This is a genomic window from Streptomyces tagetis, from assembly GCF_018069565.1.
In the GTDB taxonomy this organism is placed as follows: domain Bacteria; phylum Actinomycetota; class Actinomycetes; order Streptomycetales; family Streptomycetaceae; genus Streptomyces; species Streptomyces tagetis.
Window position 1 is genome coordinate 293,698 of sequence record NZ_JAGPNL010000005.1, and the last position, 19,529, is coordinate 313,226.

A 19,529-nucleotide genomic window follows, 5' to 3' on the forward strand; every position below is an offset into this window, starting at 1 on the left:
CTCAGCAGCAGCCGGCCGTGCCCGGCAGGGTGCGGCGGTTGCGGGCCTCCCGGTTGCGGGCGGCGAGCAGGTCGTCCGGCGGGTAGCCGACCTCCTCCAGCGTCAGCCCGTGCGGGCGCACCACGTGGACGGCCGAGTCGCGGACGCCCGCCGCCAGCACCTTGGCGGGCCAGTCGGGCGCGCGGTGGCCGTCGCCGACGAAGAGCAGCGCCCCGATCAGGGAGCGCACCATGTTGTGGCAGAAGGCGTCCGCCCGGACGGTGGCGGTGACGATGCCGTCCTCCCCGCGCCGCAGGCTCAGCTCCTGGAGGGTGCGGATGGTCGTCGCGCCCTCCCGACGCTTGCAGTACGCCGCGAAGTCGTGCTCCCCGAGCAGTCCCCGGGCCGCCTCGTTCATCGCGTCCACGTCGAGCGGCCAGTCGTGCCAGAGCACATGGCCGCGCAGCAGCGGGTCCACGCCGCCGGGGGCGTCGGTGACCCGGTAGGCGTAGCGCCGCCAGATCGCCGAGAAACGGGCGTCGAACCCGGCCGGCGCCTCGGTGAGGGACCACACCCGCACGTCCTTGGGGAGCCGCCCGGCGAGCCGCTTCAGCAGCTTCTCCCGGTGCTCCGCCCACAGTTCGCCGGGCAGGTCCACGTGGGCGACCTGGCCCCGGGCGTGCACCCCGGCGTCGGTCCGTCCGGCGACCGTCAGCTCGTACGTCGTCTCCCTGGACCGCGTCACCGTGCGCAGCGCGTCCTCGATCTCCCCCTGCACGGTCCGCCGCCCGCCCGCCTGCCGGGCCCAGCCGGAGAACTCCGTGCCGTCGTAGGAGAGGTCCAGCCGCACCCGTACGTGTCCGGGCCGTACTTCGTCACTCACCCCTAGATCCTCTCAGGTGCCGGAGCGCCCCCGGTACGCGAAAGCGGGCCCGCCCCGCAGGGGGCGGACCCGCTCACCGCGAGAGGGAGCCTCAGTCGTCCTTGGCGTCCTTGGCGTCCTTGGCGTCCTCGGCCGGAGCCTCGGCAGCCTCGACGGCCTCGGCCGGCTGGTCGGCCTCGACAGCCTCGACGGCCTCGTCCTTCTTGAGGGCGTCCTCCTTGACCGCGCGCTTCGTCGCGGCCTCGGCCTCACCGGTGGCCTCCTGCGCCACGGTCAGCGCCTCGACCAGCTCGATGACGGCCATGGGCGCGTTGTCACCGCGGCGGTTGCCCACCTTGGTGATCCGGGTGTAGCCACCCGGGCGGTTCTCGTACCGCGGGCCGATCTCGGTGAAGAGCGTGTGGACGATGCCCTTGTCCGTGATGACCTGGAGCACCTGGCGGCGGTTGTGAAGGTCCCCCTTCTTCGCCTTGGTGATCAGACGCTCGGCGTAGGGCCGCAGGCGGCGGGCCTTCGACTCGGTGGTCTTGATGCGGCCGTGCTCGAAGAGCGACTTCGCGAGGTTCGCGAGGAGCAGCTTCTCGTGCGCGGCGCTGCCGCCCAGACGGGCACCCTTGGCGGGCTTCGGCATGGTGTTTCTCCTAGGTGTCTGCCCCGGCCGTACCAGGTACCGGGGTCAGTATCCGAGCAGGCGGTCGCCTGTCGGAGATCCGGGGGCCCGCGCGGGGCCCCCGGAGGCGGGACCGGTCAGTGCCGATCACACCGGACGGGCCGGTCGATCAGTACTGCTCGGTCTCCACGAATCCGGCGTCCGCGTCGTCGTCGGCGCCGAAGGCGTCCGCCGCGGCGGTCGGGTCGAATCCGGGCGGGCTGTCTTTGAGGGCGAGCCCCATCCCCGCGAGCTTCGCCTTGACCTCGTCGATCGACTTGGCGCCGAAGTTGCGGATGTCGAGCAGGTCCGCCTCGGAGCGCGCGACCAGCTCGCCCACCGAGTGGATGCCCTCGCGCTTGAGGCAGTTGTACGACCGGACCGTGAGCTCCAGCTCCTCGATCGGCAGCGCCAGATCGGCGGCGAGCGCGGCGTCCGTCGGGGACGGACCCATGTCGATGCCCTCGGCGTCGATGTTCAGCTCGCGGGCGAGGCCGAACAGCTCGACCAGGGTCTTGCCGGCCGACGCCATGGCGTCACGGGGACGCATGGCCTGCTTGGTCTCGACGTCGACGATCAGCTTGTCGAAGTCGGTGCGCTGCTCGACACGGGTGGCCTCGACCTTGTAGGTGACCTTCAGCACGGGGCTGTAGATCGAGTCGACCGGGATACGGCCGATCTCCTGGCCGACCTGCTTGTTCTGCACGGCGGAGACGTAGCCGCGACCGCGCTCGACGGTCAGCTCCATCTCCAGCTTGCCCTTGCCGTTGAGCGTGGCGAGGACGAGGTCGGGGTTGTGCACCTCGACACCGGCCGGGGGCGCGATGTCGGCGGCGGTGACCAGACCCGGGCCCTGCTTGCGCAGGTACATCACGACCGGCTCGTCGTGCTCCGAGGAGACCACGAGCTGCTTGATGTTGAGGATCAGGTCGGTGACGTCCTCCTTGACGCCCGGCACGGTGGTGAACTCGTGCAGGACACCGTCGATGCGGATGGACGTGACCGCCGCACCCGGGATCGAGGAGAGGAGCGTACGGCGCAGCGAGTTGCCGAGGGTGTAGCCGAAGCCCGGCTCCAGCGGCTCGATCACGAACCGGGAGCGGAACTCGTCGACGACCTCTTCGGTCAGGGAGGGACGCTGAGCGATCAGCATGTGTGCATCCTTCAGTCAGGGGCGCCCGCTATATGACGCCCGACCATGTACTGCAAGGGTACGGGCGGCACGACCGGAAAGAGCCGTACCGCCCGCGAAACCCGGTGAAGCGGACGTCAGACGCGACGGCGCTTCGGCGGACGGCAGCCGTTGTGCGGCGTCGGGGTGACGTCCTGGATGGAGCCGACCTCGAGACCGGTCGCCTGGAGCGAGCGGATCGCGGTCTCACGACCGGAACCCGGGCCCTTGACGAACACGTCGACCTTGCGCATGCCGTGCTCCTGCGCGCGACGGGCGGCCGACTCGGCGGCCATCTGCGCGGCGAACGGCGTGGACTTGCGCGAGCCCTTGAAGCCGACGTGGCCGGCGGAGGCCCAGGAGATCACGTTGCCCGTGGGGTCCGTGATCGAGACGATCGTGTTGTTGAACGTGCTCTTGATGTGCGCGTGGCCGTGAGCGACGTTCTTCTTTTCCTTGCGGCGCACCTTCTTGGCAGCGCCCTGACGACCCTTGGGGGGCATCTACAAACTCCTACGGGAGGTGGTCGGTCCTACAGCGAAGACCGTGGACAGGGGTCCGCTGTGGACTACTTCTTGCCGGGCTTCTTCTTGCCGGCGATGGCGCGACGCGGGCCCTTGCGGGTACGCGCGTTGGTGCTGGTGCGCTGACCGCGGACGGGCAGGCCACGACGGTGACGCAGACCCTGGTAGGTGCCGATCTCGACCTTGCGGCGGATGTCGGCCTGGACCTCGCGACGGAGGTCACCCTCGGTCTTGATGTTGTTGTCGACGTACTCGCGGATCGCGACGAGCTGCTCCTCGGAGAGCTCGCGGACGCGGGTGTTCGGGTCGACGCCGGTGGCGGCCAGCGTCTGCTGCGAAAGGGTCCGGCCGATGCCGAACACGTAGGTGAGGGCGATCTCCACGCGCTTTTCGCGCGGGATGTCAACACCGGATACGCGTGCCATTCAATGGCTCCAGTTGATTGTCGGAGGTCTTCCACAGAACCGGCTCCCGGACCGCCGTACCAGGTACGGACCAGGTCCCCGGCCTCCGAACCGGGGGTGTCGGGCACCGCGATGCCCGGGTTCTGCGTATGTACGTTCAGCTCGCGTCGCGCGAAGTCCTGCGAATCGCGGAGGGACGGTCGAGCGTCAGCCCTGGCGCTGCTTGTGGCGCGGGTTGTCGCAGATGACCATGACCCGGCCGTGACGGCGGATCACCCTGCACTTGTCGCAGATCTTCTTGACGCTCGGCTTGACCTTCATGGGGTGAGGTTCTCCGGGTCAGTTGCCGGCGACCCCGCGCGGACGCGGGGTGTGGGCAAGATCTACTTGTACCGGTAGACGATCCGGCCACGGGTCAGGTCGTACGGAGAGAGCTCCACCACGACCCGGTCGTCAGGGAGGATGCGGATGTAGTGCATACGCATCTTGCCGCTGATGTGTGCCAGAACCTGGTGGCCGTTCTGGAGCTCGACCTTGAACATGGCGTTCGGAAGAGACTCGACGACAGTGCCCTCGATCTCGATGGCACCTTGCTTCTTGGCCACGCTTCGCCCTTCGAATCGACTACCTTGATCGACTCCTGCGCACCGATGGAGTGCATGCAGACATGCGGGTGCACCAGAGCCGACGAGTCAGTCTACGTCAGCAGCCCCGGAAAGGCGAAACGAGGAAGTCTGCCCCATCCGGGCGATCGTTATGCACGGGACCCCCGTCCGGGCGTGGCGCCGTTTCCGCCCCCGCGACCGGTGCGGCGGAGGGGGCCGGACGGACACCAGCGCAGGTGGGACGGGTGGGACGGGTGCGACCTGTGAGGTGAACGGGGCCTTCGGGCCCGGCGGGACCCGGGTGGCGCGTGTGGTCAGGCCAGCGGGTCGGGCGCCGCGGTGATCCCCAGCTCGGCCAGCTTCGCCTTGCCGCCGTCCGGGGCGGTCAGCACCAGCGGGCCCTGCTCGGTGAGGGCGACGGAGTGCTCCCAGTGCGAGGACCAGGTGCCGTCCGTGGTGACGACGGTCCACTCGTCCTCCAGCACCTCGGTGCGCGGGGTGCCGAGCGAGACCATCGGCTCGATCGCCAGGCAGAACCCCGGCACCAGCCGCGGGCCCTTGCCGCGCCGGCGGTCGACGTAGTTCAGCAGGTGCGGGTCCATGTGCATCTCGGTGCCGATGCCGTGGCCGCCGTAGTCCTCGATGATCCCGTACTTGCCGCCGCCCGGCTTCGGCTGGCGGCGGATGTAGCTCTCGATCGCGCGGGAGACGTCCACGAGCCGGTTGCCCTGCTTCATGGCCGCGATCCCGGCCCACATGGACTCCTCCGTCACCCGCGACAGCTCGACCAGCTCCGGGGCGTGGCCCGAGCCGACGAAGGCGGTGAAGGCGGCGTCGCCGTGCCAGCCGTCGATGATCGCGCCGCAGTCGATCGAGATGACGTCCCCGTCCTTGAGGACGACCTCGTCGGAGGGGATGCCGTGGACGACGACCTCGTTCACCGAGGTGCAGATGGTCGCCGGGAAGCCTCCGTAGCCGAGGAAGTTCGGCTTGGCGTCGTGCTCCGCGAGCACCTTGCGGGCGACCTGGTCCAGGTCCCGGGTCGTGGCGCCGGGCACGGCGGCCTCGCGCGTGGCCGCGTGGATGGCGGCGACGACCAGCCCCGCCTCGCGCATCTTGGCGATCTGCTCGGGGTTCTTGATCTGCACCATGGGGACTGCGGCCTTTCTGGACCGGGAAGGGATACGGCTCCAACGATACGGGGCCCGCCGCGCGCCCCCGGCACGGCTCGGCCGCGCCGGTTCCCGCCCCTGGCACAGCTCAGCCGCGGTCCCCGGGAAGGGAACCGCGGCCGGTGCCGGTGAGGGGCCTAACGGCCGCCCTGGAGCGCCTCCAGCGCGCGCTCGGTGACCGCTTCCACGGCGCCCATCGCGGAGATGGTGACGACCAGCCCCTGCGCCTTGTAGTGGTCGATGATCGGCTCGGTCTGCGTGTGGTAGACCTCGAGCCGCTTGCGGACGGTCTCCTCGGTGTCGTCGTCACGCTGGTACAGCTCGCCGCCGCAGACGTCGCAGACGCCTTCTTTGGCGGAGGGCTTGTACGTCACGTGGAAGACGTGGGCCGAGTCGTTGCGGCACACCCGTCGGCCGGCGATGCGCTTGACGACCTCGTCCTCGGGAGCCTCCAGGTCGAGCACCGCGTCCAGCTTGATGCCCTCCCGCTCCAGCGTCTCGTCCAGCGCCTTGGCCTGGGAGACGTTGCGCGGGAAGCCGTCGAGCAGGAAGCCGCCCTCGGCGTCGGGCTGCTCCATGCGGTCCTTGGCCATGGCGATGGTGACCTCGTCCGGCACCAGGTTGCCGGCGTCCATGTAGGACTTGGCGAGCTTGCCCAGCTCCGTCTGCCGGCTGATGTTCGCGCGGAACAGGTCGCCCGTGGAGATGTGCGGGATGTGCAACGTCTCTGCGAGGCGGGTGGCCTGTGTTCCCTTTCCTGCACCCGGTGGCCCGACGAGGACGATTCGCATCAGCGGAGGAACCCTTCGTAATTGCGCTGCTGGAGCTGGCTCTCGATCTGCTTCACCGTTTCGAGACCGACACCCACGATGATCAGGATGCTCGTCCCGCCGAACGGGAAGTTCTGGTTTGCCCCGAAACCGGCCAACGCCATTGTCGGCACGAGAGCGATCAGACCCAGGTACAGCGAACCCGGCCAGGTGATCCGGTTGAGTACGTAGCTCAGGTACTCAGCGGTCGGTCGGCCAGCCCGGATGCCCGGGATGAAGCCACCATACTTCTTCATGTTGTCCGCGACTTCCTCGGGGTTGAACGAGATGGCCACGTAGAAGAAGGCGAAGAAAACGATCAAGAGGAAGTACATGATGATGTGCGGCGTCGCGGCCGTGTCGGCGAGATTCTTCGTGATCCAGGTCGCCCAGCCCGCTTGCGAGTTGGAGAACTGGACGATCAGCGCCGGAATGTAGAGCAGCGACGAGGCGAAGATGACGGGGATGACGCCCGCCTGGTTCACCTTGAGCGGGATGTAGGTGGACGTGCCGCCGTAGGAACGGCGGCCGATCATGCGCTTCGCGTACTGGACCGGAATGCGGCGCTGGGCCTGCTCGACGAAGACCACGAGGCCGACCATGACCAGTCCGACGGCGATGACGGTGCCGAACTCGATCCAGCCGCCCGCCAGGTCACCCTGCTTCTTGATGGCCCACAGGGCGGAGGGGAAGGTCGCGGAGATCGAGATGAACATCAGGATCGACATGCCGTTGCCGATGCCGCGGTCGGTGATCAGCTCACCGAGCCACATCACGAGGGCCGTGCCGGCGGTCATGCAGATCACCATCACGACGGTGGTGAAGATGGCGCGGTCCGGGACGATCTGGCCCGCGACGGTGCAGCCGGAGAAGAGCGCGCCGCTGCGGGCGGTGGCCACCAGGCCGGTGCCCTGGAGGATGGCGAGCGCGATGGTCAGGTAGCGGGTGTACTGCGTGATCTTCGCCGTACCCGCCTGGCCTTCCTTCTTCAGGGCTTCCAGGCGCGGGATGACGACGGTCAGGAGCTGCAGAATGATGCTGGCCGTGATGTACGGCATGATGCCGAGCGCGAAGACCGTGATCTGCAGCAGGGCGCCACCGCTGAACATGTTGACCAGACCGAAGAGGCCCTGGTTGCCGGACGCCTGGTCCACGCACTCCTGGACGCTTCTGTAGTCGACTCCGGGAATCGGAACGTGGGTACCGAGTCGGTACACCACGATGATGCCGAGCGTGAAGAGCAGCTTCTTGCGCAGGTCGGGCGTCTTGAACGCCCGGGCGAACGCGGTGAGCACGGTGCCTCCTGCGACCCCCGCGCTTCTGCGTCAAGGGTGACGGTCTTGAGGTTCGACTGACGACGTATTGCGTAACGGACAACTGCCGCTCAGGGTGCCCCAGGTACGGCACCCCACGGAAGTGGGCAGTGCAGGCCACTTTACCGGCGTGGGCACCGCCCTTGGAACGACCAACCGGGGATACCCCTTTTGTGGGGTATCCCCGGTCGGGATGGCTCACGTCATCGAGGCGCCTGGGTTCAGACGAGCTCGGTGACGGTGCCGCCGGCGGCGGTGATCTTCTCCTTGGCGGAGCCGGAGACGGAGTCCACCGTCACCTGGAGCGCCACGGAGATCTCGCCCTGGCCGAGGACCTTGACGAGGCTGTTCTTGCGCACCGCACCCTTGGCCACGAGCCCCTCGACGGTGACTTCGCCACCGTCGGGGTAGAGCGCGGCCAGCCGGTCCAGGTTCACGACCTGGTACTCGGTCTTGAACGGGTTCTTGAAGCCCTTCAGCTTCGGGAGGCGCATGTGGAGGGGCATCTGCCCACCCTCGAAGCGCTCCGGAACCTGGTAACGGGCCTTGGTGCCCTTGGTACCACGACCGGCCGTCTTACCCTTCGACGCCTCACCACGACCGACGCGGGTCTTGGCGGTCTTGGCGCCCGGGGCGGGACGGAGGTTGTGGATCTTGAGCGGGTTCTGCTCCGCCATGATCAGTCGACCTCCTCGACCGTCACGAGGTGGCGGACGGTGTGCACCATGCCGCGGAACTCGGGACGATCCTCCTTGACGACCTGCGTGTTGATGCCCTTGAGACCAAGGGAACGCAGGGTGTCACGGTGGTTCTGCTTGCTGCCGATGTAGGACTTGACCTGCGTAATCTTGAGCTGCGCCATGATTACGCACCCGCCCCGGCACGTGCCCGCAGGAGGGCCGCGGGAGCGACGTCCTCAAGCGGCAGACCGCGGCGGGCCGCGATCTCCTCGGGACGCTGCAGGCCCTTGAGGGCCTCCACGGTCGCGTGCACGATGTTGATCTGGTTGTCGGAGCCGAGCGACTTCGACAGCACGTCGTGGATACCGGCGCACTCCAGCACGGCGCGCACCGGACCACCGGCGATCACACCGGTACCGGGCGACGCGGGCTTGAGCAGCACGACGCCGGCAGCCTTCTCACCCTGGATGGGGTGCGGGATGGTGCCCTGGATGCGGGGGACCTTGAAGAAGTGCTTCTTGGCCTCCTCAACACCCTTGGCGATGGCGGCCGGCACCTCCTTGGCCTTGCCGTATCCGACACCGACAGTGCCGTCACCGTCGCCCACCACGACCAGCGCGGTGAAGCTGAAGCGACGACCACCCTTCACAACCTTGGCGACGCGGTTGATCGCGACGACGCGCTCGACGTAAGCGGTCTTCTCGGCGGCAGCCGCGCCGCCGTCACGGCCCTTCCGGTCCCGCCGCTCGCCGCCACCGGCACCGCTACCGCGGCGCTGGGGTCCAGCCATGGAAATTACCTCTCTCTGTTTCCGCTAGCTACGGAACCGGTCAGAACTTCAAACCGGCTTCGCGGGCGGCGTCCGCCAGGGCGGCGATGCGCCCGGCGTACTGGTTGCCACCTCGGTCGAATACGACGGCCTCGACACCGGCGGCCTTGGCGCGCTCGGCGACCAGGGCCCCGACCTGCTTGGCCTGCGAGGACTTGTCGCCCTCGCCGCTGCGGATCGAGGTGTCCAGGGTGGACGCCGACGCCACGGTGTGGCCCTTGAGGTCGTCGATCACCTGCGCCACGATGTGGCGGTTGGAGCGGGTCACGACGAGACGGGGGCGCTCCGCCGTACCCGCGACCTTCTTGCGGATCCGGATGTGACGGCGCTTGATCGCGGCGCGCTTGTAGGCGTCGCCCTTGAGGATCTTCTGCCCGTATGCCATGGCTTACTTACCCGCCTTTCCGACCTTGCGGCGGATGACTTCGCCCTCGTACTTGACGCCCTTGGCCTTGTACGGGTCGGGCTTGCGGAGCTTGCGGATGTTGGCCGCGACCTCGCCGACCTTCTGCTTGTCGATGCCCTCGACCGAGAAACGGGTCGGGGACTCGACCTTGAAGGAGATGCCCTCGGGGGCCTCGACCAGGATCGGGTGGCTGTAGCCGAGGGAGAACTCCAGGTTCGAACCCTTGGCGAGCACGCGGTAACCGACACCGCTGATTTCGAGCTTCTTCACGTAACCCTGGGTCACGCCGGTGATCATGTTCGCCACCAGCGTGCGGGACAGGCCGTGAAGGGCCTTGCTCTGACGCTCGTCGTTGGGGCGGATGACGTTGAGCACGCCGTCCTCGCCCTTGGCGATGTCGATCGGCGCCACGACGGTGTGGGTCAGCGAGCCCTTGGGGCCCTTGACCGAGACCGTCCGGCCGTCGATGGTGACGTCCACGCCGGCGGGAACCGCGATGGGGAGCTTGCCGATGCGCGACATAGCTGTTTCCTCCGTTCCCTTCCGTTACCAGACGTAGGCGAGGACTTCCCCACCCACGCCCTTCTTGCCGGCCTGCTTGTCGGTGAGGAGCCCGTGCGACGTGGAGATGATCGCCACGCCGAGGCCGCCCAGCACCTTGGGCAGGTTGGTGGACTTCGCGTAGACCCGGAGACCGGGCTTGGAGATCCGCTTGATGCCCGCGATGGAGCGCTCGCGGTTCGGGCCGAACTTGAGCTCCAGGACGAGGTTCTTGCCGACCTCGGCGTCCTCGACCTTCCAGCCCGTGATGAAGCCCTCCTGCTGGAGGATCTCCGCGATGTGAGACTTGATCTTGGACGCCGGCATCGTCACGGAATCGTGGTACGCCGAGTTCGCGTTCCGCAGACGCGTCAGCATGTCTGCGATCGGATCAGTCATGGTCATGAATTGGCCTTCGGCCTCTCTCGCCGGGGTTTCCTGGTGCGCCATCCCTCTCCCCGATCCGAGACGGGACGGGTGCGGCGCGGTGGACCTACGGCGTAGTAAGTCGTACGGGCGGCAGACGCCCAACCCCACAAGCCTAAGGCATGTGGAGGCGGGCCCCTGCCGACCCAGATGCTTACCGAGAGCCTGAATAACCCGGAATTACCGGATTACCAGGAGCTCTTGGTCACGCCCGGCAGCTCGCCACGGTGAGCCATCTCACGAAGGCACACGCGGCACAGGCCGAACTTGCGGTACACGGAGTGCGGACGACCACAGCGCTGGCAGCGGGTGTAGCCGCGCACTCCGAACTTGGGCTTGCGAGCAGCCTTCGCGATGAGAGCCTTCTTCGCCATCTCGCTCACGCCTCCTTGAACGGGAAGCCGAGGTGACGCAGAAGGGCACGGCCCTCTTCGTCGTTGGTCGCCGTGGTCACCACGGTGATGTCCATACCCCGGACGCGGTCGATCTTGTCCTGGTCGATCTCGTGGAACATGACCTGCTCCGTGAGACCGAAGGTGTAGTTGCCACGGCCGTCGAACTGCTTGGGGGACAGGCCGCGGAAGTCGCGGATGCGCGGCAGCGCGAGCGACAGGGTGCGGTCCAGGAACTCCCACATGCGGTCGCCACGGAGCGTGACGTGCGCGCCGATCGGCTGACCCTCGCGCAGCTTGAACTGCGCGATGGAACGCCGGGCCTTGGTGACGGCCGGCTTCTGACCGGTGATCGTGGTGAGGTCGCGGATGGCGCCCTCGATCAGCTTGGAGTCGCGGGCGGCGTCGCCCACACCCATGTTGACCACGATCTTCACGAGGCCGGGAACCTGCATGACGTTCTCGTAGGAGAACTCCTCACGCAGCTTGCCCGCGATCTCCTCGCGGTACTTCGTCTTGAGACGCGGAGTGGTGGTGGTAGCCATCAGATGTCCTCACCCGTCCGCTTGGCAACGCGGATCTTGTTGCCCTCGTCGTCGAAGCGGTAACCGACGCGGGTGACGACCTTGGCGCCGTCCTTCTCCACGACCAACTGGACGTTGGAGACGTGGATCGGGGCCTCGGTGGTCACGATGCCGCCGGCCTGCGAACCGCGAGCGGTCGGACCGGCCTTGGTGTGCTTCTTGACCCGGTTGACACCCTCGACCAGGACACGCTCGTCGCGCGGGTAAGCGGCAATGACCTTGCCCTGCTTGCCCTTGTCCTTGCCGGTGATGACCTGGACCAGGTCGCCCTTCTTGATCTTCATGCTCACAGCACCTCCGGCGCGAGGGAGATGATCTTCATGAACTTCTTCTCGCGCAGCTCACGGCCGACCGGGCCGAAGATACGGGTGCCACGAGGGTCGCCGTCGTTCTTGAGAATGACGGCGGCGTTCTCGTCGAAGCGGATGTACGAGCCGTCGGGACGGCGGCGCTCCTTGACGGTGCGAACGATGACGGCCTTGACGACGTCACCCTTCTTCACGTTGCCACCGGGGATCGCGTCCTTGACGGTGGCGACGATGACGTCACCGATACCCGCGTAGCGGCGACCGGAGCCACCGAGCACACGGATGCAGAGGATTTCCTTCGCACCCGTGTTGTCGGCGACACGCAGTCGCGACTCCTGCTGGATCACGTCTATCTCCTGATTGTCTGCCGGTTCCCTCCGGCGGGTGAACCGGAGAGCCTGGCGGAACCGTCCTGCGGGTTGCTCCCGCAGGAATTACTGATGTCTTCGAGACCGGCGCCCGTGCCGGGGGCGGCTCACCCGCGGGTGGCCCGCCCCCGGCCGGGGGCGGAGGGGGCGCGCGGCCCCCTCCGGACTACTTCGCCTTCTCGAGGATCTCGACGACGCGCCAGCGCTTCGTCGCGGACAGCGGCCGGGTCTCCATGAGGAGGACACGGTCGCCGACACCCGCGGCGTTCTGCTCGTCGTGCGCCTTGAGCTTCTCCGTACGGCGGATGACCTTGCCGTACAGCGCGTGCTTGACACGGTCCTCGACGGCGACGACGACGGTCTTGTCCATCTTGTCGCTGACGACCAGACCCTCGCGGGTCTTGCGGAAACCGCGCACGGTCTTCTCTTCAGTCACATTGCTCTCGCTCATCAGGCGTTCTCCACCGTCTCGATGCCCAGCTCACGCTCGCGCATCAGGGTGTAGATCCGCGCGATGTCCTTGCGGACCGCCTTGAGACGGCCGTGGTTCTCGAGCTGACCCGTCGCCGCCTGGAAACGGAGGTTGAACAGCTCTTCCTTGGCCTCGCGGAGCTTCGCGAGAAGCTCCTCGTTGCCCAGTTCGCGCAGCTCGGACGCCTTGGTACCGGCCGACATCACGCTTCACCTGCCTCGCGCTTGACGATCCGGCACTTCATCGGCAGCTTGTGGGCCGCGCGGATCAGCGCCTCACGGGCGATCTTCTCGTTGGGGTACGACAGCTCGAACATCACGCGTCCGGGCTTGACGTTGGCGACCCACCACTCCGGAGAACCCTTACCGGAACCCATGCGGGTCTCGGCCGGCTTCTTCGTCAGGGGGCGGTCCGGGTAGATGTTGATCCAGACCTTGCCGCCACGCTTGATGTGACGGGTCATCGCGATACGAGCCGCCTCGATCTGGCGGTTCGTGACGTACGCGGGGGTCAGCGCCTGGATGCCGTACTCGCCGAACGCAACCTGCGTGCCACCCTTGGACATGCCGTTGCGCCGGGGGTGGTGCTGCTTGCGGTGCTTGACCCTACGGGGGATCAGCATGGTGGTCAGGCCTCCGTTCCGGTGCTCTCAGCCGGAGCGGCAGCCGCCGGGGCCTCGGCCTTGGGAGCCTCGGCGGCCGGAGCCTGCTGCTGCGGCTTGCGCCCGCGACGCTCGCCACCGCGGCCACGGGCCGGGCGGTCGTTGCCACCACGGGCCGGGCGGTTGCCGGCACGGGCGGCGGCGTTCTCGGCGCGGACCTCGGCGATGTTCTTGACGTCGCCCTTGTAGATCCAGACCTTCACACCGATACGGCCGAAGGTCGTCTTGGCCTCGAAGAAGCCGTAGTCCACGTTCGCGCGGAGCGTGTGCAGGGGCACACGGCCCTCGCGGTAGAACTCCGAGCGGGACATCTCGGCGCCGCCGAGACGGCCACCGCACTGGATCTTGATGCCCTTGGCGCCGGCCTTCATGGCGGACTGCATGCTCTTGCGCATGGCCCGGCGGAAGGAGACGCGGGAGGAGAGCTGCTCGGCGACGGCCTGGGCCACGAGCTGCGCGTCCGTCTCGGGGTTCTTGACCTCGAGGATGTTGAGCTGGACCTGCTTGCCCGTGAGCTTCTCGAGGTCACCGCGGATGCGGTCGGCCTCGGCGCCGCGGCGGCCGATGACGATGCCCGGACGCGCGGTGTGGATGTCCACGCGGACACGGTCACGGGTGCGCTCGATCTCCACCTTGGAGATGCCGGCGCGCTCCATGCCGGACGTCATCATCCGACGGATGGCGACGTCTTCCTTGACGTAGTCCTTGTACAGCTTGTCGGCGTACCAACGCGACTTGAAGTCGGTCGTGACACCGAGCCGGAACCCGTGCGGGTTTACCTTCTGGCCCATTACCGGGTTCCTTCCTTGCTGCTGACGACCACGGTGATGTGGCTGGTCCGCTTGCGGATCCGGTAGGCACGGCCCTGGGCGCGCGGCCGGAACCGCTTCAGGGTCGGGCCCTCGTCGACGAAGGCCTCGGAAATGAAGAGGCTGTCGACATCGGTGTGGTCGTAGTTGTGCGCGGCGTTGGCGATGGCGCTGTCCAGCACCTTGCCGACCGGCACGCTCGCGGCCTGCGGGGCGAAACGCAGGACCGCCTGAGCCTCCGCGGCATCCATGCCGCGGATGAGGTCCACCACGCGGCGGGCCTTCATGGGCGTGACGCGGATGTACCGCGCCTGGGCCCTGGCTTCCATGGTTGTCCCTTCAGTGTCTGTCATGATCTTTCACACCCCGCTTGCTTAGCGGCGCTTCGACTTCCGGTCGTCCTTGACGTGACCCCGGAAGGTGCGCGTCGGCGAGAACTCGCCGAGCTTGTGGCCGACCATGGACTCGGTGACAAACACCGGGATGTGGGTCTTGCCGTTGTGCACCGCGATCGTGTGGCCGAGCATGGCCGGGACGATCATCGAGCGACGGGACCAGGTCTTGATGACGTTCTTGGTGCCGGCTTCGTTCTGCGTGTCCACCTTCTTGATCAGGTGGTCGTCGACGAAGGGCCCCTTCTTCAAGCTACGAGGCATCTCAACCCGTCCTTAGCGCTTCTTGTTCGTCTTGCGGCGGCGGACGATGTACTTGTTCGACGCCTTCTTGGGCGAACGAGTACGGCCTTCCTTCTTGCCCCACGGGGACACGGGGTGGCGGCCACCGGAGGTCCGGCCCTCACCACCACCGTGCGGGTGGTCCACCGGGTTCATGACCACACCACGCACGGACGGGCGGACGCCCAGCCAGCGCTTGCGGCCTGCCTTGCCCCAGCTGATGTTGCTCTGCTCGGCGTTGCCGACCTCGCCGATCGTGGCGCGGCAGCGCACGTCGACCAGGCGGATCTCACCGGACGGCATGCGGAGGTGGGCGTAGGCGCCCTCCTTCGCGAGGAGCTGCACCGAGGTGCCGGCGGAGCGGGCCAGCTTGGCGCCGCCGCCCGGCCGCATCTCGATGGCGTGCAGCGTGGTACCGACCGGGATGTTGCGCAGCGCGAGGTTGTTGCCCGGCTTGATGTCGGCGGCGGGGCCGTTCTCGACACGGTCGCCCTGGCCGAGGCCGCGCGGCGCGAGGATGTAGCGCTTCTCGCCGTCCGCGTAGTGGAGCAGCGCGATGCGCGCGGTGCGGTTGGGGTCGTACTCGATGTGCGCGACCTTCGCCGGCACGCCGTCCTTGTCGTGACGACGGAAGTCGATCACGCGGTAGGCGCGCTTGTGTCCGCCACCCTGGTGGCGAACGGTCACACGACCGGTGTTGTTCCGGCCGCCCTTGCTGTGCAGCGGGCGGACCAGCGACTTCTCCGGCGTGGACCGCGTGACCTCGACGAAGTCGGCGACGCTGGAGCCACGACGGCCCGGAGTCGTCGGCTTGTACTTGCGGATACCCATTGTCTCTCAGTCCTCGGAAGTTCTTCCGAAATCTGGACGCTCAGACCCCCCGTCAGGAGGTCGGACCGCCGAAGATGTCGATACGGTCGCCCTCGGCGAGGGTCACGATCGCGCGCTTGCTGTCCGCACGCTTGCCGAAGCCGGTGCGGGTCCGCTTGCGCTTGCCCTGACGGTTGATCGTGTTTACCCCGGTGACCTTGACCGAGAAGACCGCCTGGACGGCCTCCTTGATCTGGGTCTTGTTGGAGTTCGGCGCGACGACGAACGTGTACTTGTTCTCGTCCAGCAGCGCGTAGCTCTTCTCCGACACGACCGGCTTCAGCAGCACGTCACGGGGGTCCGTGAACGCCTTGCTGGCCGGGGTGACGACGGTGTTCTTGCCCTCGGCGGCGTGGCGACGCGCCTTGGCGACGCGCGCGGCCTTGGCGGCCTTGGCCGCCTTCGAGGCGATGGACGGGTGACGCGTAGCCATCAGACCTCGCTCCCTTCGGTGTCGTTGGCCGTCTGCGGGCCGGCGACGAAGGACTCGAAGGCGGTCTTGGTGAAGACCACGTCGTCCGAGACGAGAACGTCGTACGTGTTGAGCTGGCCCGGCTCCAGGATGTGGACCTGGGGCAGGTTGCGGGCGGACAGCCACGCGGCCTCGTCGGCGCGGTCGACGACCAGGAGCAGGTTCTTGCGCTCGCTGATCTTGCCGAACAGGCTCTTCGCGGCCTTCGTGGACGGCGTCTCGCCCTCGATCACGCCGGAGACGACGTGGATACGGTTGTGGCGGGCCCGGTCGGTGAGGGCGTGACGCAGGGCCGCGGCCTTCATCTTCTTCGGGGTCCGCTGCGAGTAGTCGCGCGGCTGGGGGCCGTGGACGACGCCACCGCCGGCGAACTGCGGAGCGCGGGTCGAGCCCTGACGGGCACGGCCGGTGCCCTTCTGGCGGTACGGCTTCCTGCCACCGCCGCGGACCTCGCCACGCGTCTTGGTCTTGTGGGTGCCCTGGCGGGCGGCTGCGAGCTGCGCGACGACGACCTGGTGGATCAGCGGGATGCTGACCTTCTCCACGCCGAAGATCTCCGCGGGGAGCTCGACGGTACCGGCCTTGTCGCCCGCAGGCGAAAGGATGTCAACAGTGCTCATCGGTTACCTCAGGCCCCCTTGGCCGCGGTGCGGACCAGGACGAGGCCGCCGTTCGGACCGGGAACCGCGCCCTTGATGAGCAGCAGACCCTTCTCCGCGTCAACGGCGTGGACGGTCAGGTTCTGGGTGGTGACCCGCTCGTTGCCCATGCGGCCCGCCATGCGCTGGCCCTTGAACACACGACCAGGGGTGGCGCAGCCACCGATGGAGCCGGGGGCGCGGTGCACACGCTTGGCACCGTGACCGGCGCCGAGGCCACCGAAGTTGTGGCGCTTCATGACGCCGCTGAAGCCCTTGCCCTTGCTCTTGCCGGTCACGTCGACCTTGACACCGGCCTCGAACACCTCGGCGGTGATCTCCTGGCCGAGGGTGTACTCGGCGGCGTCCGCGGTGCGGATCTCGACGAGGTGGCGGCGCGGGGTGACGTCGGCCTTGGCGAAGTGGCCCTTGAGGGGCTTGTTCACCTTGCGCGGGTCGATCTCGCCGAAGGCGATCTGGACCGACTCGTAGCCGTCGGCGTCGTTCGTACGGACCTGGGTGACGACGTTGGGTCCGGCCTTGACGACGGTGACCGGGACGACACGGTTGTTCTCGTCCCACACCTGCGTCATGCCGAGCTTCTCGCCCAGGATGCCCTTGATCTGCTTGGTCATCTTCAGATCACCGGCCCTCAGAGCTTGATCTCGATGTCGACACCGGCCGGGAGGTCGAGTCGCATCAGAGAGTCAACGGTCTTGGGGGTCGGGTCGAGGATGTCGATCAGGCGCTTGTGCGTGCGCATCTCGAAGTGCTCGCGCGAGTCCTTGTACTTGTGCGGCGACTTGATGACGCAGTACACGTTCTTCTCAGTGGGCAGCGGCACCGGGCCCGCGACCGACGCACCAGTGCGCGTCACCGTCTCGACGATCTTCTTCGCCGAGGAGTCGATGACCTCGTGGTCGTAGGCCTTGAGCCGGATGCGGATCTTCTGTCCCGCCATGGCTGCTTCGTAGTCCTGTCTCTCGTGAACGCTCCGGAACCCGGCGGTGCAAACGCCCCTCCCCTCCGACCCACGCGGTCGGGCGTGTCGCGCTCCCGCTGACATGGATGTCCCTTGGGCGGAACTTCCCTGCGAGGGGGAGTGCGGGTCCCTTCCGGGTCCGCGGGCGGGGGCGAGAGGCCCACCGGATACCTGGTCTGCACCCCGCTGACGCTTCCCGGAAGATTCCCGTACGTCCGCCCCTGATCAGGGGCGACGAGTACTGTGGGACTCGCTTCCGGTCCCCCCGGCGGGAGGCGCGCAGCATCGGCACTCGACCGAGCAACCCCGTTAGTCTGTCACACCAGACGCGGCGCTGGCCAATCGAGCCGTAGAGATTACCCCGAGAGTGACCCAGGTCAAACCGGCGCCCCCGAACACCCCCTCCCGAACCACCCCTCGGCCACACGCAGTGACGCCGTCGGGACCGTACGGACGCGAAGAGCGGCGGCACGGCCGGGGGACCGTCCCGCCGCTCGTGGCGGCACCCGGGGCACGACCGGGATCAGATGACGCCCTGGGCCAGCATCGAGTCGGCGACGCGTTCGAAGGCGGCGATGTTGGCACCGGTGACGTAGTCGCCGGGGGAGCCGTAGCGCTCGGCGGTCTCGTGGCAGGTGGTGTGGATGTCGTTCATGATGTGGCTCAGCTCGTCCTGGACGCGCTGGGCCGTCCACGACGTACGCGCGTGGTTCTGGGCCATCTCCAGGGCGCTGACCGCGACCCCGCCCGCGTTGGCGGCCTTGCCGGGGCCGAAGGCGACGCCGGCGCGCTGGAGCAGGTGCACGGCCTCCAGGGTGACCGGCATGTTGGCACCCTCGGAGACGGCCTTGACGCCGTTGCGGACCAGGGTGGCGGCGTCGTTCTCGTCCAGCTCGTTCTGCGTGGCCGAGGGCAGCGCGATGTCGGCCGGGACCTCCCAGACCCGCCCGCCCGGCACGAACCGCGCGGAGGCGCCCCGGCGCTCGGCGTAGGTGCCGATCCGGCCGCGCTCGACCTCCTTGACCTGCTTCAGCAGGGCGACGTCGACGCCCTTCTCGTCGATCACGTAACCGCTGGAGTCCGAGCAGGTCAGCGGGTTGGCACCGAGTTCGGTGAGCTTCTCGATGGTGTAGATCGCGACGTTGCCGGAGCCGGAGACGACGGCGGTCTGGCCCTCCAGGTCCTCGCCGCGCTCGCGCAGCATGGCACCGGCGAACAGCACGTTGCCGTACCCGGTCGCCTCCGGGCGGATCAGCGAGCCGCCCCAGCCCTGGCCCTTGCCGGTGAGGACGCCGGCCTCCCAGCGGTTGGTGATCCGGCGGTACTGGCCGAACAGGTAGCCGATCTCCCGGCTGCCGACGCCGATGTCACCGGCCGGTACGTCGGTGTGCTCGCCGATGTGGCGGTACAGCTCGGTCATGAACGACTGACAGAACCGCATGACCTCCGCGTCGCTGCGGCCGTGCGGGTCGAAGTCGCTGCCGCCCTTGCCGCCGCCGATGCCGAGGCCGGTGAGGGCGTTCTTGAAGACCTGCTCGAAGCCGAGGAACTTGATGATCCCCAGGTTGACCGAGGGGTGGAAGCGCAGGCCGCCCTTGTAGGGGCCGAGGGCGCTGTTGAACTCCACCCGGAAGCCGCGGTTGACGTGCACCCGCCCGTGGTCGTCCTGCCACGGCACCCGGAAGATGACCTGCCGCTCCGGCTCGCACAACCGCTCGATGAGGCCCGGCTCCGCGTACTCGGGGCGCTCGGCGACGACCGGGGCCAGGGTCTCCAGCACCTCGTGGATGGCCTGGTGGAACTCGGGCTGGGCCGGGTTGCGGTGCTCGATCTCGATCCGCAGGAGGTCGAGCGTGGTGTTGATGTCGGGTCGCGTCGTCACGGGAGCCCTTTCTGCTGGCACGGCTGG

32 protein-coding genes are annotated in these 19,529 nt (G+C 67.9%); all 32 read right to left on the reverse strand.

Annotated elements, in window-relative coordinates; genetic code table 11:
* Position 1 precedes the first annotated feature (1 nt).
* The 32 genes from truA to gdhA all read right to left on the reverse strand — a co-directional run bounded on the left by truA (position 2) and on the right by gdhA (position 19,502).
* Positions 2-862: a tRNA pseudouridine(38-40) synthase TruA gene (gene truA, locus J5Y05_RS19590; RefSeq protein WP_210874342.1), complete on the reverse strand. Its 861-nt coding sequence runs from the start codon at positions 860-862 to the stop codon at positions 2-4.
* 91 nt (positions 863-953) lie between these two features.
* Positions 954-1,493 (reverse strand): 50S ribosomal protein L17, encoded by a 540-nt coding sequence (gene rplQ, locus J5Y05_RS19595; protein WP_210874343.1) that lies wholly within the window; start codon positions 1,491-1,493, stop codon positions 954-956.
* Between the two features lie 148 nt (positions 1,494-1,641).
* Complete coding sequence (locus J5Y05_RS19600; protein WP_003966937.1) at positions 1,642-2,664, reverse strand: DNA-directed RNA polymerase subunit alpha; 1,023 nt, start codon at positions 2,662-2,664, stop codon at positions 1,642-1,644.
* A gap of 116 nt (positions 2,665-2,780) precedes the next feature.
* A complete protein-coding gene (rpsK, locus tag J5Y05_RS19605; RefSeq protein ID WP_003948617.1) occupies positions 2,781-3,185 on the reverse strand; it encodes a 30S ribosomal protein S11 in 405 nt (134 codons plus the stop codon).
* A gap of 65 nt (positions 3,186-3,250) precedes the next feature.
* Complete coding sequence (gene rpsM, locus J5Y05_RS19610) at positions 3,251-3,631, reverse strand: 30S ribosomal protein S13 (RefSeq protein ID WP_210874344.1); 381 nt, start codon at positions 3,629-3,631, stop codon at positions 3,251-3,253.
* A 186-nt stretch (positions 3,632-3,817) separates the two neighbouring features.
* Complete coding sequence (gene rpmJ, locus J5Y05_RS19615; RefSeq protein ID WP_003974245.1) at positions 3,818-3,931, reverse strand: 50S ribosomal protein L36; 114 nt, start codon at positions 3,929-3,931, stop codon at positions 3,818-3,820.
* Between the two features lie 62 nt (positions 3,932-3,993).
* Positions 3,994-4,215, reverse strand: coding sequence for a translation initiation factor IF-1 (gene infA / locus J5Y05_RS19620; protein ID WP_003948620.1), 222 nt, complete (start codon positions 4,213-4,215; stop codon positions 3,994-3,996).
* Between the two features lie 314 nt (positions 4,216-4,529).
* Positions 4,530-5,366 carry a type I methionyl aminopeptidase gene (gene map / locus J5Y05_RS19625; protein ID WP_210874345.1) on the reverse strand — a complete coding sequence of 279 codons (837 nt, stop codon included), beginning with the start codon at positions 5,364-5,366 and terminating at the stop codon, positions 4,530-4,532.
* A 158-nt stretch (positions 5,367-5,524) separates the two neighbouring features.
* A complete protein-coding gene (locus J5Y05_RS19630; RefSeq protein ID WP_210874346.1) occupies positions 5,525-6,178 on the reverse strand; it encodes an adenylate kinase in 654 nt (217 codons plus the stop codon).
* Complete coding sequence (gene secY / locus J5Y05_RS19635) at positions 6,178-7,491, reverse strand: preprotein translocase subunit SecY (RefSeq protein WP_030420824.1); 1,314 nt, start codon at positions 7,489-7,491, stop codon at positions 6,178-6,180. The genes J5Y05_RS19630 and secY overlap by 1 nt, the downstream gene beginning before the upstream one ends.
* A gap of 239 nt (positions 7,492-7,730) precedes the next feature.
* A complete protein-coding gene (gene rplO / locus J5Y05_RS19640) occupies positions 7,731-8,186 on the reverse strand; it encodes a 50S ribosomal protein L15 (RefSeq protein WP_210874347.1) in 456 nt (151 codons plus the stop codon).
* 2 nt (positions 8,187-8,188) lie between these two features.
* On the reverse strand, positions 8,189-8,371 hold the full coding sequence (gene rpmD / locus J5Y05_RS19645) for a 50S ribosomal protein L30 (RefSeq protein WP_003974250.1): 183 nt from the start codon (positions 8,369-8,371) through the stop codon (positions 8,189-8,191).
* 2 nt (positions 8,372-8,373) lie between these two features.
* Positions 8,374-8,979, reverse strand: coding sequence for a 30S ribosomal protein S5 (gene rpsE / locus J5Y05_RS19650; RefSeq protein ID WP_030420826.1), 606 nt, complete (start codon positions 8,977-8,979; stop codon positions 8,374-8,376).
* A 40-nt stretch (positions 8,980-9,019) separates the two neighbouring features.
* Positions 9,020-9,403: a 50S ribosomal protein L18 gene (rplR, locus tag J5Y05_RS19655; RefSeq protein ID WP_210874348.1), complete on the reverse strand. Its 384-nt coding sequence runs from the start codon at positions 9,401-9,403 to the stop codon at positions 9,020-9,022.
* A 3-nt stretch (positions 9,404-9,406) separates the two neighbouring features.
* Positions 9,407-9,946, reverse strand: coding sequence for a 50S ribosomal protein L6 (gene rplF, locus J5Y05_RS19660; protein ID WP_210874349.1), 540 nt, complete (start codon positions 9,944-9,946; stop codon positions 9,407-9,409).
* Positions 9,947-9,970: 24 nt separating this feature from the next.
* Positions 9,971-10,369 (reverse strand): 30S ribosomal protein S8, encoded by a 399-nt coding sequence (gene rpsH, locus J5Y05_RS19665; RefSeq protein WP_007384075.1) that lies wholly within the window; start codon positions 10,367-10,369, stop codon positions 9,971-9,973.
* Between the two features lie 209 nt (positions 10,370-10,578).
* Complete coding sequence (locus J5Y05_RS19670; protein WP_003948630.1) at positions 10,579-10,764, reverse strand: type Z 30S ribosomal protein S14; 186 nt, start codon at positions 10,762-10,764, stop codon at positions 10,579-10,581.
* Positions 10,765-10,769: 5 nt separating this feature from the next.
* Positions 10,770-11,327 carry a 50S ribosomal protein L5 gene (gene rplE, locus J5Y05_RS19675; RefSeq protein ID WP_030420830.1) on the reverse strand — a complete coding sequence of 186 codons (558 nt, stop codon included), beginning with the start codon at positions 11,325-11,327 and terminating at the stop codon, positions 10,770-10,772.
* Complete coding sequence (gene rplX, locus J5Y05_RS19680) at positions 11,327-11,650, reverse strand: 50S ribosomal protein L24 (RefSeq protein WP_030420831.1); 324 nt, start codon at positions 11,648-11,650, stop codon at positions 11,327-11,329. Before rplX ends, rplE begins: the two co-directional genes overlap by 1 nt.
* A 2-nt stretch (positions 11,651-11,652) precedes the next feature.
* Complete coding sequence (rplN, locus tag J5Y05_RS19685) at positions 11,653-12,021, reverse strand: 50S ribosomal protein L14 (RefSeq protein WP_003998823.1); 369 nt, start codon at positions 12,019-12,021, stop codon at positions 11,653-11,655.
* A 187-nt stretch (positions 12,022-12,208) separates the two neighbouring features.
* On the reverse strand, positions 12,209-12,493 hold the full coding sequence (rpsQ, locus tag J5Y05_RS19690; protein WP_210874350.1) for a 30S ribosomal protein S17: 285 nt from the start codon (positions 12,491-12,493) through the stop codon (positions 12,209-12,211).
* Positions 12,493-12,717, reverse strand: coding sequence for a 50S ribosomal protein L29 (gene rpmC / locus J5Y05_RS19695; protein ID WP_007494763.1), 225 nt, complete (start codon positions 12,715-12,717; stop codon positions 12,493-12,495). The genes rpsQ and rpmC overlap by 1 nt, the downstream gene beginning before the upstream one ends.
* A complete protein-coding gene (gene rplP, locus J5Y05_RS19700; protein ID WP_030420833.1) occupies positions 12,717-13,136 on the reverse strand; it encodes a 50S ribosomal protein L16 in 420 nt (139 codons plus the stop codon). Before rplP ends, rpmC begins: the two co-directional genes overlap by 1 nt.
* 5 nt (positions 13,137-13,141) lie before the next feature.
* Positions 13,142-13,966, reverse strand: coding sequence for a 30S ribosomal protein S3 (rpsC, locus tag J5Y05_RS19705; RefSeq protein ID WP_161226989.1), 825 nt, complete (start codon positions 13,964-13,966; stop codon positions 13,142-13,144).
* A complete protein-coding gene (gene rplV / locus J5Y05_RS19710; RefSeq protein ID WP_210874553.1) occupies positions 13,966-14,313 on the reverse strand; it encodes a 50S ribosomal protein L22 in 348 nt (115 codons plus the stop codon). Before rplV ends, rpsC begins: the two co-directional genes overlap by 1 nt.
* A 45-nt stretch (positions 14,314-14,358) precedes the next feature.
* Positions 14,359-14,640 (reverse strand): 30S ribosomal protein S19, encoded by a 282-nt coding sequence (rpsS, locus tag J5Y05_RS19715; RefSeq protein WP_003974263.1) that lies wholly within the window; start codon positions 14,638-14,640, stop codon positions 14,359-14,361.
* 12 nt (positions 14,641-14,652) lie between these two features.
* On the reverse strand, positions 14,653-15,489 hold the full coding sequence (gene rplB / locus J5Y05_RS19720) for a 50S ribosomal protein L2 (RefSeq protein ID WP_210874351.1): 837 nt from the start codon (positions 15,487-15,489) through the stop codon (positions 14,653-14,655).
* Positions 15,490-15,541: 52 nt separating this feature from the next.
* Positions 15,542-15,961 carry a 50S ribosomal protein L23 gene (gene rplW / locus J5Y05_RS19725; protein ID WP_210874352.1) on the reverse strand — a complete coding sequence of 140 codons (420 nt, stop codon included), beginning with the start codon at positions 15,959-15,961 and terminating at the stop codon, positions 15,542-15,544.
* Entirely contained in the window at positions 15,961-16,620 is a 660-nt protein-coding gene (gene rplD, locus J5Y05_RS19730; RefSeq protein ID WP_210874353.1) for a 50S ribosomal protein L4, read from the reverse strand. The genes rplW and rplD overlap by 1 nt, the downstream gene beginning before the upstream one ends.
* 8 nt (positions 16,621-16,628) lie before the next feature.
* On the reverse strand, positions 16,629-17,273 hold the full coding sequence (gene rplC, locus J5Y05_RS19735; protein WP_030420839.1) for a 50S ribosomal protein L3: 645 nt from the start codon (positions 17,271-17,273) through the stop codon (positions 16,629-16,631).
* Between the two features lie 17 nt (positions 17,274-17,290).
* On the reverse strand, positions 17,291-17,599 hold the full coding sequence (gene rpsJ, locus J5Y05_RS19740) for a 30S ribosomal protein S10 (protein ID WP_003948644.1): 309 nt from the start codon (positions 17,597-17,599) through the stop codon (positions 17,291-17,293).
* 544 nt (positions 17,600-18,143) lie between these two features.
* Entirely contained in the window at positions 18,144-19,502 is a 1,359-nt protein-coding gene (gdhA, locus tag J5Y05_RS19745) for an NADP-specific glutamate dehydrogenase (protein ID WP_210874354.1), read from the reverse strand.
* Positions 19,503-19,529 lie beyond the last annotated feature (27 nt).